Source organism: Kribbella steppae (genome assembly GCF_004342025.1).
Classification (GTDB): domain Bacteria; phylum Actinomycetota; class Actinomycetes; order Propionibacteriales; family Kribbellaceae; genus Kribbella; species Kribbella steppae.
On record NZ_SLWN01000001.1, the window covers coordinates 577,926 to 593,946 of the forward strand.

The window sequence follows — 16,021 nt, forward strand, 5'->3', positions numbered from 1 at the left end:
GCACAACCTACTTCGACGCCTCCTCGAGCAGCGCCCGGAGGGCGGTCCAAGCCGCCGACTCGTCGAGGCCTTGGTCCTGGAGGATCTTCGTGGCGATGCCGGCCGAGTCGCGGTAGAAGGAGAGCAGGAGGTGCTCGGTCCCGACGTAGTTGTGGCCGAGGGTCAGCGCCTCTCCCACAGCACCTTGCAGGACGTGGGCCGCCCGGCGTGTGTACGGCGGGTTGCCGGCGTCCAACGACTTCGGCGCAGTCAGTCCGGCCGGGCTCAAGACGTCGACCGCCTCGTGGACGGACTGTTCGGTGATGCCCTTGTCGACGAGGACCTGGGTGGCCAGCGCCTGGGGCTGGGTGAAGAACGCGAGCAAGAGGTGCTCGGTGCCGATGAAGTCGTGGTTCCGTCCGCGGGCCACGTCGGCCGCGGCCTTGACCACGGCCTGGGTGCGCTTGGTGTAGCGATCGAAGGCCGGCTTGGCGGTCCAGGAGTCGGCGAACCGTTTGTGGGCGGCCTGCTTGCTGACACCGAGCACGGCGCTGATCTCGACCCACGACTTCCCCGCACCGCGGGCCCGGTCCACGAAGAACCCGAGCGCCGCGTCGCCGGTGCTGGTCAGTTCACTGATGGTGGTCGCCGCGGTCGCAAGCTGCTCGAGCTCGTCGTCACTGCCCGCGTCCGCCTTGATCGTCGTAATCAGTTGCTGCAAATCAGGTCCAGGAGTCATGCCGTCAACCCTAGGTTGACGAATGCCGCCCGTCAACCCTGGGTTGACGCGGTCGGCGAGAGACCTAAGGACAGGAGGTGTTGCCGCGTGGCTGGCTCGCGGGCGCGCACTCCAGGCGTGCGGCCGGTCGGTGGCGACCACTACCTCCTGTCGTTCGGTCCCGGTCTACCCTTCCACCGTGCTGGCAGACGTGATTGGCGACGAGTTGCGGGTGCTGTTCTGTGGGATCAACCCGGGGCTGATGTCCGCCGTGAGAGGCCAGCACTTCGCCCGGCCCGGGAACAGGTTCTGGCCGGCGCTGCATCTGAGTGGGTTCACGCCCCGGCAGTTGCGGCCGGACGAGCAGGCCGAGTTGCTGACCTACCGCCTCGGCATCACCAACGTCGTCGATCGTCCGTCCGCGCGGGCCGACGAACTGACCCGCGCGGAGTACGTCGCCGGTGGGCAGAACCTGGTCGAGAAGGTTCTCCACTACCGGCCGGAATGGCTTGCCGTCGTGGGCGTCACGGCGTACCGGGATGCTTTCGGTGAACGTACGGCGCGGATGGGCAAACAGGACCGGATGATCGGCGAGACCCGCGTCTGGATCCTGCCGAACCCGAGCGGACTGAATGCGCATTACACCCTGCCCAAACTCGCCGACGCCTTCGCCGAACTCGAGCGGGTCAGTTGAGCCTCGAGCGGGTCAGTTGAGCGCGGTGCGCAGGGTCGAGATCGCCAGGTTGATCGCGGCGTTGGCGGCGTGGGTGTCGCGCAGCGCGTCCAGCATGACGAAGTCGTGGATGATCGCGGCGAACCGTACGGCGGTCGTCGGCACGCCGGCCTCGAGGAGCTTGGCGGCGTACGCCTCACCCTCGTCGCGCAGGACGTCGGCCTGACCGGTGATCACCAGCGCCGGCGGCAGTCCGGCCAGCTGCTCGGTGGTGGCGCGCAGCGGGGACGCGGTGATCTGGTTCCGCTCCTGCTCGTCGGTCGTGTACTGATCCCAGAACCACTTCATCCCCTCGCGCATGAGGAAGTAGCCCTCGCCGAACTCCTTGTACGAGTCGGTGTCGAAGGACGCGTCGGTGACCGGGTAGAACAGCACCTGCTGGACGAACTTCACGTCGCCCCGCTCCTTGGCGAGCAGCGTCACCGCGGCGGTCATGTTGCCGCCGACCGAGTCGCCCGCGATCGCCAGCCGGGTCGGGTCCAGCCCGTGGTCCTTGCCTGAAGCAATGATCCACCGGGCGACCGCGTAGTTCTGCTCCAGCGCGTGCGGGTAGCGCACCTCCGGAGAGAGGTCGTACTCCGGGAACACCACAGCCGCACCGGCACCGACGGCCAGCTCACGGACCAGCCGGTCGTGGGTGTGCGCGTTGCCGAACACCCAGCCGGCGCCGTGGATGTAGAGGATGACGGGCAGCACGTCGGTCGCACCGGCCGGCTTGATGATGCGCGCCTTCGTACCGTCGGCCGCGGTCACCCACTCCTCGTCGATGTCGAGCTTCGGATAGTCGGTGGTCTGCACCTCGTCGACCAGCTTGCGGCCCTCGGTGGGCGGCACCTGGAACAGGTACGGCGGCTTGGCGGTCGCGTCGGCGAAGGCCTGGGCAGCGGGCTCGAGCACGGTCATCGGAATCTCCTCCTGGCTTGGGAGAACGGGCGTTCTCTCCGTCGTGTTGTACTCTAGGAGAACGATGGTTCTCCGCGCAACGTGGCGCGGATCACGACGGTTTGGGAAGGCCCATGACGATCGATACGGCGACGGCACAGCGGCAGGTGCTGGACGCGGCGGACGAGTTGTTCTACGAGCGCGGCGTACAGGCCGTCGGGATGGACGCGATCCGCACGGCGTCCGGGGTATCGCTCAAGCGGCTGTACCAGCTGTTCCCGTCCAAGGACACGCTGGTGGAGGCGTACTTGGACCGCCGCGATGCCCTGTGGAAGTCGATGCTCGCCGAGCACCTCGACGCGGCCACGGAGCCGCGTGACCGCCTGCTGGCGGTGTTCGACTTCCTGCACGACTGGTTCCTGCAGCGGGACTACCGCGGCTGCGCGTTCATCAACTCCTTCGGCGAGCTCGGCACCGTCTCACCCCGTGTCGCCGAGCTGGCCCTGCAGCACAAGGAAGGCTTCCGCCAAGCCCTGACCGAGCTGTCCAAGGACGCCGGCGCCCCCGACCCCGAGCGCCTCGCCGACCACCTCATCCTGCTCAGCGAAGGCGCGATCACCCGCTCCGCCATCTCCGGCTCCGCCGACCCCGCGCTCCGCGCCCGCGAGGCCGCCGTACTCCTCCTCGACGCCACCCTGCCGGTCCGCCAGCGCGCCCTGGACCAAACAACCGCCGACGAGCCGTAACCTCGCGAACCAGCCAGACCGCTCAGCCCAGCGCGTCCATCAGGGCGGTGACATAGGCATCCAGGCGCTCCTCCACGGCTCGCGTTGTCAGGTCTGTCCTCCCTGCCTCCCGCCATGGCTGCGACACCACCTGCACTTCTTCTGAGAACGCCAGCCCGTCCCGCACCAGCCAGTACAGCCGCTCGCTCGCGGCCGCGGCCAGCACTCCGCCTGCCTCCTCATACGCCTCAGCGAACCGCAGACCCCACGCCGGGCCGTGCAGCAGCGCGAGATTGGCGGAGCAGTGCGCCACATCGAGATCCGCTGGTCCCCAAGAGGTCCCTGCCCAGTCGACGACGCCGGTGATCCGGGCACCAGCCGGCCCTGAGGGCGGCACGTCGAACAGCACGTTGCCGGGCTGGAAGTCCCGGTGCAGGAACCGCCCTTCATAGGGCGGGGCGGGCTTGCGGATCACGTCGATCGCCGCGGCCCATGCCGCCGCGTCGGCGCCCTTCGGAGTCACGACGGTGTCGGCGGTCGTCAACGCCACATACTTCGGGGGCCGCTCGGCGGGTCGCAACGAGTGGATCGCCACGAGTTGACGGGCCAGCAGTGGGACGCGCGTCTCCAATCCCTCATCGTCGAGGACCGTCCGGCCCGCCAGATGTGTCATCAGGAGCGATGGATACTCGCAATGCGCGGCGGTCGGATCAACCGCGACCAGTCCAGGAGCCCCCACACCGGTCTCCGTGAGCATGGTCAGGGCGCCGGCCTCCCTGTTCAGCCAGTCCTCGGCGTGCCCCACGTTCACGACGGTCCGCAGCACCAGGTCACGGGTGCCCCCGTCCCGCGTGCCGATGGTCAGCCTCCGCATTTCGGCAGTGATGCCGCCGTGCAGCGCCTCGGTTCTGACGACCCGTTCGCCGACCTCCAGGTGCCGGTTCACCCAAGCCAGTGTCAACGGTCGGACGGCCGCCGCCTCGTCGTGGTTGGTCACCGTGCCACCTCATCATCCGGACGGCGGCACGCGCGACCGACTTATCGGAGCCGATGGCCATGCTGCTCAGTCAGAAACTCCACCGGCACCACGCCCCGCCACCACCCGCGGCACCACGCCCCGCCACCACCCGCGGCACCACGCCCCGCGGCACCACGCCCCGCGGCACCTTCCCCGCGGCACCAGGCCCCGCCGGCACCACGCCCCGCGGCACCTTCCCCGCGGCACCAGGCCCCGCCGGCACCACGACCCGACGGCACCACGTTCGGCGCCCCGCGACCACCTCCAGCCCCGGTCTCGGCCTGATACCGCGCCCAGCCCTAATCCTGCGGTCCCTCAGCCTTCCTCTCCGGCTGCTTCGCGGGCTCGCTTGCGGCGTTTGCCTTCGTGCATGGCTGCCACTCGGGCGACGGGAATGGCGCGACCCTCCTCGAGGAGGTCTTCCGGGAGTGCTTGTGGTTCGGGCAGTTGTTCGGCCCAGCGGTCTACGCCGCCCAGCAGGTCCGGCGCGGTGCGGACGGTGAAGTCGCGAGGGGTGACCCGGTCGAGGTCATCCCAGCCGACCGGGAACGACACCGGCGTACCGGGCCGAACGCGTGGACTGTAGGCCGCAACGACGGTCGCTCCACCGGAGCGCGTCGAGTCCACGAACACCTTCCCGTGCCGGTCCTCCTTGATGTACGCCGTCGTCGCGACCTCCGGATCGATCCGCTCGGCCCGCGCCGCGATCGCCCGGGTCGCGGCCGCCGCGTCCTCGATCGACACCGACTCGTCGATCGGCACGAAGACGTGCACGCCCTTCGCCCCACTCGTCTTCACCGCCCCGGCCAGCCCGGCGTCAGTCAGCGCCTGCCGCACCAGAAAGGCGGCCTGCACCGCCATCGCGAACGTCTCCCCCTCCGGCGGGTCGAGGTCGAGCACGAGATGGGTGACGCGATCCCAGCGATCCGCGCGCATCAGCGTCGGGTGGTACTCCACAGCCCGCTGATTCGCGAACCACAGCAGCGTCGGGCGATCGTCGCACAACGCATACGACACCTCACGCTTGGACGCCTCCGCCCACACCGACACCGTCTTCACCCACTCGGGCGTGTACTTGGGCACGTTCTTCTGCATGAACGCCGGCTGCCCCGGCCGGATCCGGATCACCGAGAGCGGCCGGTTCCGCAGTTCGGGCAGGATCCACTCGTGCACGGCGTCAAGATAGTCGACCAGATCCCGCTTGGTCGCGTCGGCATCGTCGAACAACGGCTGATCCAGATTGGTCAGCGCTACCCCATCACGCGTCTCGTCCGGCTTGCTCGCCATGCCCAGAGCTTAGAAGCCTCACCGGTGCATCGAGAACCACCACGTCCTCCCCAGCCTCCACCGTCTGCGGATTCAACGCGATCTCGTCGTCGCCCACCCCGACCGTTCCGACCGCGATCCGCGGGTCGCCTTCCCACAGCGCGACCAGCAACTCGTCCCTCGTCCACCCGGAGGTTGTCGACAATCGCACGACCGCGCGACTGTGCGGTTGCCCCGCCTCGCTCGGATACCCGCGCTCGACCACCCGGTGGGTCGAACGGGTCACGACCCCGATGACGATTGCCACGGCACCACCCTTTACGAACCAGGTTCGGAAGTGACTCGTAAATCCAATGCCGACAGAGGTGGCCCCGATCGCAGGGTCAGGTCAAGAGATCAGCCCAAACAAAATCTCCCGGAAACAAAGGCCGACACGCCTCGCTGCCGCAGCGCCCGCGCACCGGCGCGGCTTGCTCCGCCCGGGTTCTGGTCTGCAGAATCAGGGCCTAGGGCAACGAGTCGTCGGTCGCCGCGGTTGCGGTGTGGTGGGCGCGGATGAGCTCGATCACCGTGTCGGCGGTGCGGTCGAGGTGGCTGCGGCCGTCGGGCAGCATGGCCGTCGGGCTGATGTAGCTACGGGGCCCGACATGGGTGGCTGGGTCGAGCCGATGCACGGTGACCTTCCCGGCGCGGACGGCTCGGTTCCATCCGGTACGGCGGAACAGCCGCCAGCGCTCGGGGAAGATCCAGGTGCCGACCCGCTCGATCCGGTCGCTCGCACTGGTGAGTTGGTCCAAGTGCTGGGCGTACGTGAGGTCGTTGGCGCCGTTGTGGAATGCACCGAGCAAGATCAGCAGGAGCGGGGCGCGTAGCTGAGTGTGCAGTTCGTCCACCGCACCGGTCGCGACCTGGGCGCCGCCGCTGTAGCTGAGCAGCACCACGGGGATGCCGCTGTCGGGCTGGTAGCCGGCGAGCCGGAGCTGAGTCGCGATTTGGTTGCCCACAGCCCGGTTGTAGAAGGGCCGGTACCGACGGTCGGCGGCGACGAAGGTCTGCATGACGTTGTGCAGGAAGAGCAACAGCCCGGCGCGCCGACGCAGCCACGCCCACACGGGCCGATCAGCGAGCGGGTCGGCCAGTGGTGAGTAGGGCTGCACCTGACCAAGTACCCGCAGCTCCGGAGCCCCGGCGATCAGCGCCTTGACCAACTGGCCGCCGTCCCGGGTGTCGCTGGCGCGGCGCTTGCCGATGCCATCGAGGTAGACCAGGTACGCCGCCGGCGGCCCGTCAGCGGCCGCACCCCGCGCATAGGGCACGCCATCCGGGAGGTCGGTGATAGGGGTACGCCAACCGACGCTGTAGGCAAGCAACTCGTAGCGGGCCAGCAGACCTTCGATGATCAGAGCCAGCCCGAGTCCGCCGAACCAGAGCAGGAAGTTGTTCATGCGATCGCCTCCCGGACCCCTGCCCCGAGGAGCATCGAGACCACACGCCGTACGACGTCGACCGCGAGAGCAAGCCCGACTCCGGCGACGGCCACGCAACCGGCGGCGACTACCCAGGTCAGGCCGGTCTCTGTGGCGAGCGCTCCGGCCAGACCGGCTCCGACTCCGATCAGGAGCAGCAGGTGCAGGAGGGGCCCGAGCCACGGAAACGCAAGGATGGCGGCGAGCACCAGCGGCGCGATCAGGCCCGTCGTCCACACCAGCTCAGCGGTGTCCGGCGCCGCAGCGGGCATCACCAGTTCGGCAAGGGTCCACGCTGTGAGCGGCCACAACGCGATCACAGTGGCCTCTATGAGACCGCCCGCGATCAGCAATCCGGCCACCAGCGGCCGAGACATACCGGGCCGGCGAGCTACCAGGGGCAAGACGCGCCCCGCAGCCTCCGACAGCCCCGCGATCAGCAACAGCACGACGACGGGTGACATCGATCAGCCTCCCTGTGAGGGATCGACGCGAGCCGACTGATCGATCGAACCAGTCGTCTTCAGGTAGAGCTCGAGTTCGTCAGCGGCACGCAGGAAACCGCCCGCCTCGCGCTGGGCGGCCTGAAGCGTGGTCGCAGCCTCGAGGAACCGGGAGTCGTCCAGCAGTCTCCAGGCGAGGGTCCGCACGGACTCCTCCCCCACGTCCTCGGTGCGGATGGACAGGCCCGCTCCCAGTTCGACGACGCGACCGGCCACCAACGGCTGGTCCGCGCCCTGCGGAACCACCAGCATCGGCACCCCGGCGTACATCGCCTCGTTGACGCTGTTCATCCCGCCATGGGTGACGAACATGGCCGCCCGCGCCAACACGTCCGGTTGTGGCACAGAGCGTCGTACGAGCACGTTGGCCGGCAGCGGAGCCAGCGCGACGGGATCGGTCTGACCGGTCGCGACGACCACTGTGCCGCCCAGCGGTGCGAGCGCCTTGGCGATTGTGCGCAGCAGCTGCGGAGCGGCCTTGAACACGGTGCCCAGCGAGACGTACAGCACCGGGTCCCGCAACTGATCGGTAGGGAACGACGGGTCGGGCGGGCGGGCGCCGATGCTCGGGCCGATGAACCGATAGGACTGATCGAGTTCCTCGACACCCGGCTGGAACGTCCGCGAGGTGTAGACGAGATTGAGTGGCTGGCGGATGTTGCCCAGATCCACCACTGGCAACCGCCGTGCGTCGAAGCGGCGGTGCAACTCCCAGCGCGCCTGCAGATAGCCCTGGATGATGCCGGGTTGAGTCGCCGCCGCCAGCAGCAACTCCTTCGAAGCGCCGGTGGGACTGGGCACCTGCCGGTTGAACGCGAACGTGGTGAACGACGACGCCGCCGGCACTCCGAGTTCACGGGCAGCGACTGCTCCCCACAAACAGGCGGCGTCATGGACGACCAGGTCTGGCCGAACGCCGCGCAGATCGGTGAGCACAGCGGGCAGCACCTGTACGGCGGTACGCGCGAGTCCCGCCAGCAACGCGATCGGTGTCGGCGGATCGGGCAGCGGCTGCCCACCGCCGGAGTAGAGGTACACGGTCGCACCGGCGGCCTCGATCTCCGCACGGAAGGCGGGCGAGGTGTGGTAGGTGACCGAGTGGCCACGTCGAACAAGCTCGGCCACCACCGGCAGCGTCGGGTTGACCCGACCGTGCATGCCGATGTTGAGGAACGCGACGGTACTCACAATGCGACCCCCGATCGGGATAGGTCTGCCGACGTCGGAGCATGATCGTCGGCTCGATACAGTCCGGCCCCACTGATGTGCAGCCGGTCGAGAAAGTGCCCCGCCGTGACGGACGCGGTGCTGATCAGCCGCTGCGAGTGGCCGAAGTCCCAGGGCGCGGGCCATTCATCGACGCCGGTCGGCAGCACCACAGTCGGAATGCGCTGGGCCACGTCGTGCAGGTCGCCCTCGATCTGATGGTGCACCTGCAGTACGGCGGCCCTGGAGGCGATCGCACCTGGACGCCGGCGAGGGAGAGTCGGACGCACCGGCCAGCTCGACGGACCGGTCGACAGCACCACCACGCTGGCCGCACCGGCCCGCTCGGCCGCCCGGACCGGTACATAGGCGATCAGTCCACCGTCGACGAGCGTCCGACCGTCGCGAACCACCGGCGGCAAGGCGCCCGGAATGGCCGCGCTCGCCAGCAACGCGGACTCGAGGTCGCCGTGGTCGAGCCCTACCTCAGCGCCGGTGACCAGGTCCATGGCCACCGCGGTGAACGGGACCGGCAACTGCTCGATCCGCGACGGCAGCCCGGACCGAGCGATCAGCCGGCGCAGGCCGCGATCGGTGAAGACGCTGGCCCGTGAGGACAGGTAGCCGAGCGGGAACACGTCACGGCGACGCAAGTTGGTCCACACCTGGTCCAGCCACGGCGCGGCCCGGTCGGGATGGGCGGCCGCGATCGCCCCCGTGAGGGCGCCCACCGAGGTTCCGACGATCAGGTCCGGGACGAACTTCCGATGCTCCAGCGCGTACCCGACACCGACATGCGCCGCTCCGAGGACTCCCCCGCCGCCCACCGCCACGGCCACGGGACGGGGAAGGGCACCCAAGCCCTTTGTGGGCTGACTTGACGGCACCGGACGCGTCACGTTTTCGCCCGTCATGATTCACACCTTCCTGGCCGCCTCGGATCGGTCACTCACCAATGAGGACAGGCCAGCCACCTCGGCTGTGACAGCCAAGGCAGGTCACGAATCACTGAAGGGACGCCAAGCGTCTACCGCGGGTTCCTGACGAAGGCATTCCGCATCGGCGCCAGCGACGCCGATGCGGAGCCTCAGCCGCTGAGGCGGAGTCTCAGCCGATGAGCTGCGGTTTCGGGAGGTTGCCGCAGGAGCCGCTGCTGTGTTGCGGGGTGACCGTCAGAGTGTGGCCGAGATCGTTGTAGCCGGTCGCGGCCTGCCAGGTGCCCGCGTTGGCGAGCTGGATCGCGTACGCCGAGTTGTAGGTTTCGGTGGAACCCGGCAGCCGGTCCTGGGACTGCAAGCGGGGCGCCGGATCGGCGAGGTTGAGCAGCAGGCGATATTGGCCCGGCACGGCCGGTGCGCAGACCTGCCGGTCGAGTGTGGTGGTCGTGCCGGCGCCCCAGAACCGCGGGTCGGCCGGCAGATTCACCCGGTAGCTGCGCTTGTCACCTTGGAAGATCAACTGGACCTGACGCGGGTTGTAGGGCGCGGCCCAACCGTCGTTGCGGATCCTCAGGTCGACCTCGACGGTGCCGCTCGGCATGGTGGCGTTCGTCAACGTGCTCTGCTCCAGCGCGAACCGGTAGCCGAGCTTCTGCTTGGCGATGGTGATGTTGTCGCCCCAACTGTCCAGCACGTCCTGGTTGTAGTCGGTGTTCAGGTACGAGAAGTGCAGCCTCGCCATCTCCGCGGATGCCGAGTCCCATTCCGACCTCGGTGGGTTGACCGCGCAGGTCTCACCACCCTCGGGCACGTAGTTGGTGTCCTGGGCAACGAAATCCTTGTCGAGCTCGATCGGGTCGCTGAGGTAGGTCCCGAAGTCGTCCGGGCTGGCCAGGAAGCAGTCGTTGTGATGACCGACCCGCGCCACCGGCGTCCCGTTGTACGCCTGGTCCGCGGTGAGTCCGCCCTCCGCCCCGGTCGGTACGCCGAGCATGCGCTGCTTCATGTACGGCGTACGCACCTGGATCATCCGGTCCTTCGGGAGCGCCTTCAGCAAGCCCATGATCACCGCTCGGCGGTCCGCCCAGTTCTGATCCGTGACGATGCTCGGGTCCTGGGGGTCGGCGAAGTGGTCGGTGTAGTACCCCTCACCCCACAGGCCGACGAAGCCGGACTGCACTACCGCGATCACATCGGCGTTCTCCCGCAGGATCGGCGTCAGCTGGGCGATGTGCTTGAGGACGCGCGCGACCGGTGCGTCGCCGTACGGGATGGTGGGCGGCCAGCCGGGCGGCTGGGCGTAGGCGAACCGGACGATCGCCTTCACACCGGCGGCACGGATCGTCTGGAAGTCGGCCCGGACCAGATCGAGGTACGCCGGGTCGAGGCTGTCCTGGCCGGCGAACTTCTCCAGGTAGAACACGCGGAGGATCTGCGTGATGTTCTCCTGGGTCCGGAAGCCGCGCAGGGTCGCGACGTTGAGCGGCAAGTAGCCCGAGCCGTCCGCGCGGTAGTGCGTCTCGGTGTGGTGGTAGAAGCCACGCTCCTGGTTCGCGAGCACGGCATCGGTCGGCGGATAGCTGCGGGTCGTCTCCGACCCGTTCCCCTGGGCCGCCGCGGCCTGTGGCGCGAACAGCAGACTGACGAGAGCAACGAGCGTGACGAGCCGTCTCATGATCGGTCCTCCTGGGGCGTCCTGCGACCTGGGAATAATCATGGACTCCAGGGAAACTATGTCAAGAGCTCGGCCGCGTCCTGTCCACGAGCGACGGGCCGATCCCCGTCGTACACCGTGGCCTCGACCTCCTCGAGGGCGAGCCGGACGGCACCGAGCGTCACTCCCTCGTCACCGAATTCCGACACCCTGATCTCCGGAGTCCGCAGGCACCAGCGATCGAGCTCACGGCGCAGCGGCTCGACCAGCACGTCGGCGGAACGGGAGAAGCCGCCACCGATCACCACCAGCTCCGGATCGAGGGTGAGGACCAGCGCCGACGCCCCGACCGCGATGTCGCGAACGTACCCGCGGACCGCCCGGATCGCCGCCCGGTTCTCGTCCCGGGCGGCGAGGAAAACGCGTTCCACGTCGTCGCCGGCACCCAGCCAGTCGTGCAGGTGCTGCGGGGCCCGCAGCCATCCGGCCGCCGGCAACGCGCCGATCTCCCCGGCGGCGTTGGAGAAACCTCGGTGCAGCTTGCCGTCGATGATCAGACCGGCACCGGTCCGCAGGCCGGCCAGCAGGAACACCACGTTCCGGGCGTACCGCGCGACACCGCGCCAGGACTCCGCGAGCGCGGCCAGCTTGCAGTCGTTCTCCACCCGGACCGGCCCGGGCACCAGCCGGCGAAGATGCGCGGCCAGGTCGACACCGGTCCACTCCGGCAGTGAGTCGGACAGCATCACCTTGCCGGTGCCGTCGACGAGTCCGGTGGTGGCGACTCCCGTCGACCAGATCTGAGCGGGACTGACGCCGGCTGCGGCGAGCGTCGTGGTGACACAGTCGTCGAGTGTTGCGAGGCGTTCCCGGCGCCCGATCCGCGGGCTCACCGCGACGCGGGTCTGGTGCAGGACGACGCCCTCGAGATCGGTGACCATGGCAAGGATCTTGTGGCCGCCGACGTCGACCCCGAGGATCCGGCCGGCGTCGGCGCGAAAGCGGTAACGACGAGCCGGCCGCCCGACGGTGCCCGCCGCCGGGGCGAGCTCGGTCACCCAGCCACGCGCCAGCAGCTCGCGAGCGACATCCTCGGTCGAAGCCCTCGACAACCCGGTCCGCTTCGCCAGCTCCGTCAACGTCAGCGGCTTCTCGTCCCGCAGAACCCGCAACACCCCAAGGGCGTTGAGCTGCCGCAGCCGCGAGAGATCACCACCGCTCGGCGCATCAGTCATCGCGACCCCCGGAGTTCGCTGCAGTCGATCACATAATGAGGGACTCCTGAATAACTATCAACACACCACACCTTCTCGAGCGGCCATGGACTCTTCGACCGTGGTCGACATGCTTGACACGATTCCGCCGGAACGCTTCAGTGCGAGTGTGGTGGCCGTGGAGTCCTATCGCGAACGGCTGCCGGTCCCTGGACTGGCAGGAGTGGTCCGGACGGTGTGGATCCAGCGCACCGGACCGACCGATCACGTGCACCGGCATCTGCCCACCGGTGGAGTCGAGATCCACTTCCCGATCGGCGGCCGGCCGCAGTTGCTCGGCCCGCTGACCGGGCCGACGATCGAGATCATCCCGGCGAACACCACCCTCGTCGGCGTGCGCTTCCACCCCGGGACGGCGCCACCGCTGCCGGCCATGCTCGACGACCTCGTGGACCAGCAGGTGAGCCTGACCGACCTGTGGGGACACACGACAGACCGGCTCGTAGAAGCGATGGCTCAGGCGACGACGCCCGAACGGGCACTGACCTATCTGCAAGCCCATCTCCTGAACGAGTTCCGCACCACGGCTCGCCTGGATGCGCTGGTGAACGAGGCCGTCCGCGCCCTGATGCCCTGGCATCCGATCAACATCGACAACCTCGCCACGCACCTGGCCCTCTCCGGGAGCCAGCTCCGACGCCGCTGTCTGCACACGGTGGGCACGACTCCCAAGGTTCTCCAGCGGACGTTGCGCTTCCAGGGCTTTCTCGCCCTCGCCCAGGCGAGTGCGACGCCGTCCAGTGCGACGCCTTCCGACCGGCGGGGCACCGAGGGTGTCGCGGGCCTCGCGCTCGACGTCGGGTACGCCGACCAGGCGCACCTCAACCGCGAGTGCCTCCGCCTGAGCGGTCTCACCCCCGGTCAACTCCTCGAGGTCAACCTCGACCGCTGCGCGCGCGAGCACGACCACTCCGGGTCGTACCAGCCCTTCCTCGCCACCCGTGGCGGCCCGCCCGTGCGGGTCTGAGCGTGCACGTTTTGTTCAAGATCCGGGCGGTACGCCGCTAATAGTCTCGAACACATGCCGGACACGATCGAAACCCAACCCCGACTCGTGGTGCACTGCCGCTCGGTCACGGATGTCGTTGCCGTGATCAAGGATGCAGGCGCGACCGGCGAGCACCTGGTGGCGCGCGGCGGCGGGCACTGTTTCGCCCGCCGGTCCTCGACCGACGGCGTCGTACTCGACATGACCGGCCTCGACAGCATCTCGGTGGCTGCCGACGGGATCGCCACGATCGGCGCGGGCGCCCTGCTCGCCCAGGTGTACGCCGAGCTGCACGCGCACGGCCGTGGTCTGCCGGCCGGTTGCGGTCCCACGGTCGGCGTCGCCGGCCTGACCCTTGGTGGTGGGATCGGTCTGATCGGGCGCAAGTACGGGCTGACCTCCGATCGTCTAGTCGGAGCACAGGTCGTGCTCGCCGACGGCAGCGTCGTGGACTGCGACACCGATCACGAGCCCGACCTGTTCTGGGCCTTGCGTGGTGCGGGCGGCGGTCAGTTCGGGGTGGTGACGTCGTTGCGGTTCGACACCGTCCCGCAGCCAGTCACCACTCGGATCGAAGCGAACTGGGTTGCTCGCGATGTGGAAGAGCTGGTCGCGGCCTGGCAAGCCTGGGCACCCGATACACCCGACGAGCTCACGGTCAATCTCGCGATCGCATCCGAGCCCGGTGGACCCGTACAGGCGTCTGTGCTCGGTGCCTGTCTGCTCGAGGAAGGCCCGTCCCGCGATCTGCTGCAGGAGCTCAGCGATCTGATCGGGACGGCTGTTCCCTTCGAGCTGCGCGGTGGCCTGCCGCTGCGCGACCTGAAGAGCAGCGTCGCCGACCCGCGCGACGTGCCGGACCACCACGCCCTCCGGATCCGGTCGGAGTTCTTCGCGCACTCGATGTCCGACCTCGTCCTCGCCTCGCTGCTGGACCAGCTCCGCGCGGACCGGGCGGCGGGCCGGCGGCAGCTCTCCTTCACCGCGATGGGTGGCGCCTACAACCGGGTCCCCGCTGAGGCGACCGCGTTCGCCCACCGCAACGAACGCTTCCTGCTCGAGCACGTCGCCGCGGCGGGCGACCCCTGGGTCGACGCCTCCTGGGTGACCGCCCACGCCGACGCCAGCGGACACGTCTACCCGAACTTCCCCGACCCGGCGCTGGTCGACGGACCCGCGGCGTACCACGCAGGTAACGAACCCCGGTTGAGAGCCGTGAAGAACGCCTACGACCCAGGACGGTTCTTCGCCTTCCCTCAATCACTCTGACCCCAAGCACTCTGATCACAAAGCAAGGAGAGTCATGAGCGACGCCGTGTGTGTCCACTCCGTCTCGGTCGACTACGAGGTGGTCCGATGATTCTGGTCACCGGTGGGCTCGGCATGATCGGCGCCTACACCGCCCGCGCACTCGTCGATCTCGGCCACGAGGTCGTCGTCACCTCACACCGCAGCGGTGAGGTCCCGTCGTTCCTGGCCGGCAAGGTCACCGTGGAGTCCCTGGACGTCACCGACCGGGACGCGTTCCTTGCCCTGGGCAAACGTCATGAGATCAGCGACATCGTCCACCTGGCCGGCAGCATTCCCGGCGACGACCCGGTCGCGTTCTTCCGCACCGACCTGACCGGTCTGCTCAACGCCCTGGACGCCGCACGCACCTGGGGTGTCCGCCGGTTCGCCGTAGCCAGCAGCCTCGGCAACTACATCGGCCGGACCGAGATTCCTTGGCACGAAGGGCTCGCGCTGCCGACCGCGGACCTGCCGAACCCGATCGTCGCGCTCAAGAAGGCCGTGGAGCCGCTGACCACACACAGCCTGCAGGCCACCGATGTCCAGCCGGTCGTCCTTCGGATCGGGAGCACCTGGGGACCGCTGATGGACCCAGAATCGCCGTTCAACTCCACCCCGCCGTACATCAGTGCTGTACTCCGCGGTGACAAGCCACAGCCCCGGTACGCCGATGACGGCGGCGACTCCTGCTACGCACCGGACGCCGGACGCGCGATCGCGCTGCTGATGACCGCGGAAACCCTGCGGCACGACACGTACAACGTCTCCAGCGGCCGGCCGGCCACCAACCGCGAACTCGCGGAGGCGCTGCAGGCGATCACCCCGGGCCTTCAGCTCGACCTCCTGCCCGGACGCGCGGACGGTCCCGGCGACGACCCCTATCTCGACATCAGCCGGCTCATCGACGACACCGGCTTCACGCCGGAGTTCGACGTTGCCACGGCGGTCGCCGACTACGTCGCGTGGCGCGCCGACAATCCCCGCTGAAGGAGCAACCATGCTTGACCCCGTCGTTCGCGATGTCCTCGACACCCCCTCGTACGCGCACGTCGCCACCGTCCTCCCGGACGGCTCGCCCCACAGCACCCCGGTCTACGTGGGCGCCCGCGGCGACCAGATCGTCTTCTTCACCGGTCCGGGGACGCGCAAGGCGCGCAACCTGCGCCGCGACCCACGACTCATGCTGTCAATCGTGCCCGTCGACAACCCGTTCCAGCCCGTCGTCCGCGGGCGGGTGGTGGAATGGATCGAGGGCGACGAGGCGTGGGAGATCATCGACCGACTGGTCGCGAAGTACATCGATCTGCGCTATCCACGCGACCAGGAACGAATGGTGCTCGTCGTCGAGCCCGAGCACCAGAAGGTCGGCATGTGAGCCGCC

General features: G+C 68.8%; 17 protein-coding genes. 6 read left to right on the top strand and 11 right to left on the bottom strand.

The window, feature by feature from the left end:
- Positions 1-7 precede the first annotated feature (7 nt).
- Positions 8-718 carry a Clp protease N-terminal domain-containing protein gene (locus EV652_RS02585; RefSeq protein WP_132207296.1) on the bottom strand — a complete coding sequence of 237 codons (711 nt, stop codon included), beginning with the start codon at positions 716-718 and terminating at the stop codon, positions 8-10.
- Positions 719-896: 178 nt separating this feature from the next.
- On the opposite strand from EV652_RS02585, the gene mug reads away from it, so the two are divergent.
- On the top strand, positions 897-1,391 hold the full coding sequence (gene mug, locus EV652_RS02590; RefSeq protein WP_242001511.1) for a G/U mismatch-specific DNA glycosylase: 495 nt from the start codon (positions 897-899) through the stop codon (positions 1,389-1,391).
- A gap of 12 nt (positions 1,392-1,403) precedes the next feature.
- Here the strand turns inward: mug and EV652_RS02595 are convergent, their stop codons facing one another.
- Positions 1,404-2,333: an alpha/beta hydrolase gene (locus EV652_RS02595; RefSeq protein ID WP_132207297.1), complete on the bottom strand. Its 930-nt coding sequence runs from the start codon at positions 2,331-2,333 to the stop codon at positions 1,404-1,406.
- Between the two features lie 113 nt (positions 2,334-2,446).
- Between EV652_RS02595 and EV652_RS02600 the strand changes: the two genes are divergently transcribed.
- Complete coding sequence (locus tag EV652_RS02600; RefSeq protein ID WP_132207298.1) at positions 2,447-3,058, top strand: TetR/AcrR family transcriptional regulator; 612 nt, start codon at positions 2,447-2,449, stop codon at positions 3,056-3,058.
- Positions 3,059-3,080: 22 nt separating this feature from the next.
- Here the strand turns inward: EV652_RS02600 and EV652_RS02605 are convergent, their stop codons facing one another.
- The 9 genes from EV652_RS02605 to EV652_RS02650 all read right to left on the bottom strand — a co-directional run bounded on the left by EV652_RS02605 (position 3,081) and on the right by EV652_RS02650 (position 12,323).
- Entirely contained in the window at positions 3,081-4,034 is a 954-nt protein-coding gene (locus EV652_RS02605) for a phosphotransferase family protein (protein ID WP_132207299.1), read from the bottom strand.
- A 336-nt stretch (positions 4,035-4,370) separates the two neighbouring features.
- A complete protein-coding gene (gene ligD, locus EV652_RS02615) occupies positions 4,371-5,342 on the bottom strand; it encodes a non-homologous end-joining DNA ligase (RefSeq protein WP_132207300.1) in 972 nt (323 codons plus the stop codon).
- A complete protein-coding gene (locus EV652_RS02620; RefSeq protein WP_132207301.1) occupies positions 5,314-5,628 on the bottom strand; it encodes a hypothetical protein in 315 nt (104 codons plus the stop codon). Before EV652_RS02620 ends, ligD begins: the two co-directional genes overlap by 29 nt.
- A 199-nt stretch (positions 5,629-5,827) precedes the next feature.
- A complete protein-coding gene (locus EV652_RS02625) occupies positions 5,828-6,766 on the bottom strand; it encodes a hypothetical protein (RefSeq protein WP_132207302.1) in 939 nt (312 codons plus the stop codon).
- Complete coding sequence (locus EV652_RS02630; protein ID WP_132207303.1) at positions 6,763-7,251, bottom strand: hypothetical protein; 489 nt, start codon at positions 7,249-7,251, stop codon at positions 6,763-6,765. The genes EV652_RS02625 and EV652_RS02630 overlap by 4 nt, the downstream gene beginning before the upstream one ends.
- A gap of 3 nt (positions 7,252-7,254) precedes the next feature.
- Positions 7,255-8,478: a macrolide family glycosyltransferase gene (locus EV652_RS02635; RefSeq protein WP_132207304.1), complete on the bottom strand. Its 1,224-nt coding sequence runs from the start codon at positions 8,476-8,478 to the stop codon at positions 7,255-7,257.
- A complete protein-coding gene (locus tag EV652_RS02640; protein ID WP_132207305.1) occupies positions 8,475-9,410 on the bottom strand; it encodes a patatin-like phospholipase family protein in 936 nt (311 codons plus the stop codon). The genes EV652_RS02635 and EV652_RS02640 overlap by 4 nt, the downstream gene beginning before the upstream one ends.
- A 193-nt stretch (positions 9,411-9,603) precedes the next feature.
- Positions 9,604-11,109 carry a DUF4832 domain-containing protein gene (locus tag EV652_RS02645; protein ID WP_132207306.1) on the bottom strand — a complete coding sequence of 502 codons (1,506 nt, stop codon included), beginning with the start codon at positions 11,107-11,109 and terminating at the stop codon, positions 9,604-9,606.
- 56 nt (positions 11,110-11,165) lie between these two features.
- Positions 11,166-12,323, bottom strand: coding sequence for an ROK family transcriptional regulator (locus EV652_RS02650; protein ID WP_132207307.1), 1,158 nt, complete (start codon positions 12,321-12,323; stop codon positions 11,166-11,168).
- A gap of 109 nt (positions 12,324-12,432) precedes the next feature.
- On the opposite strand from EV652_RS02650, the gene EV652_RS02655 reads away from it, so the two are divergent.
- The 4 genes from EV652_RS02655 (at position 12,433) to EV652_RS02670 (ending at position 16,015) form a co-directional block, all read left to right on the top strand.
- The gene (locus tag EV652_RS02655) at positions 12,433-13,329 is read left to right on the top strand and encodes a helix-turn-helix domain-containing protein (protein ID WP_132207308.1); all 897 of its coding nucleotides are present in this window, start codon (positions 12,433-12,435) and stop codon (positions 13,327-13,329) included.
- Positions 13,330-13,383: 54 nt separating this feature from the next.
- Positions 13,384-14,619 (top strand): FAD-binding oxidoreductase, encoded by a 1,236-nt coding sequence (locus tag EV652_RS02660; protein WP_132207309.1) that lies wholly within the window; start codon positions 13,384-13,386, stop codon positions 14,617-14,619.
- Between the two features lie 87 nt (positions 14,620-14,706).
- Positions 14,707-15,627: an NAD-dependent epimerase/dehydratase family protein gene (locus tag EV652_RS02665; protein WP_132207310.1), complete on the top strand. Its 921-nt coding sequence runs from the start codon at positions 14,707-14,709 to the stop codon at positions 15,625-15,627.
- A 10-nt stretch (positions 15,628-15,637) separates the two neighbouring features.
- A complete protein-coding gene (locus EV652_RS02670) occupies positions 15,638-16,015 on the top strand; it encodes a PPOX class F420-dependent oxidoreductase (RefSeq protein WP_132207311.1) in 378 nt (125 codons plus the stop codon).
- Positions 16,016-16,021: the final 6 nt, after the last annotated feature.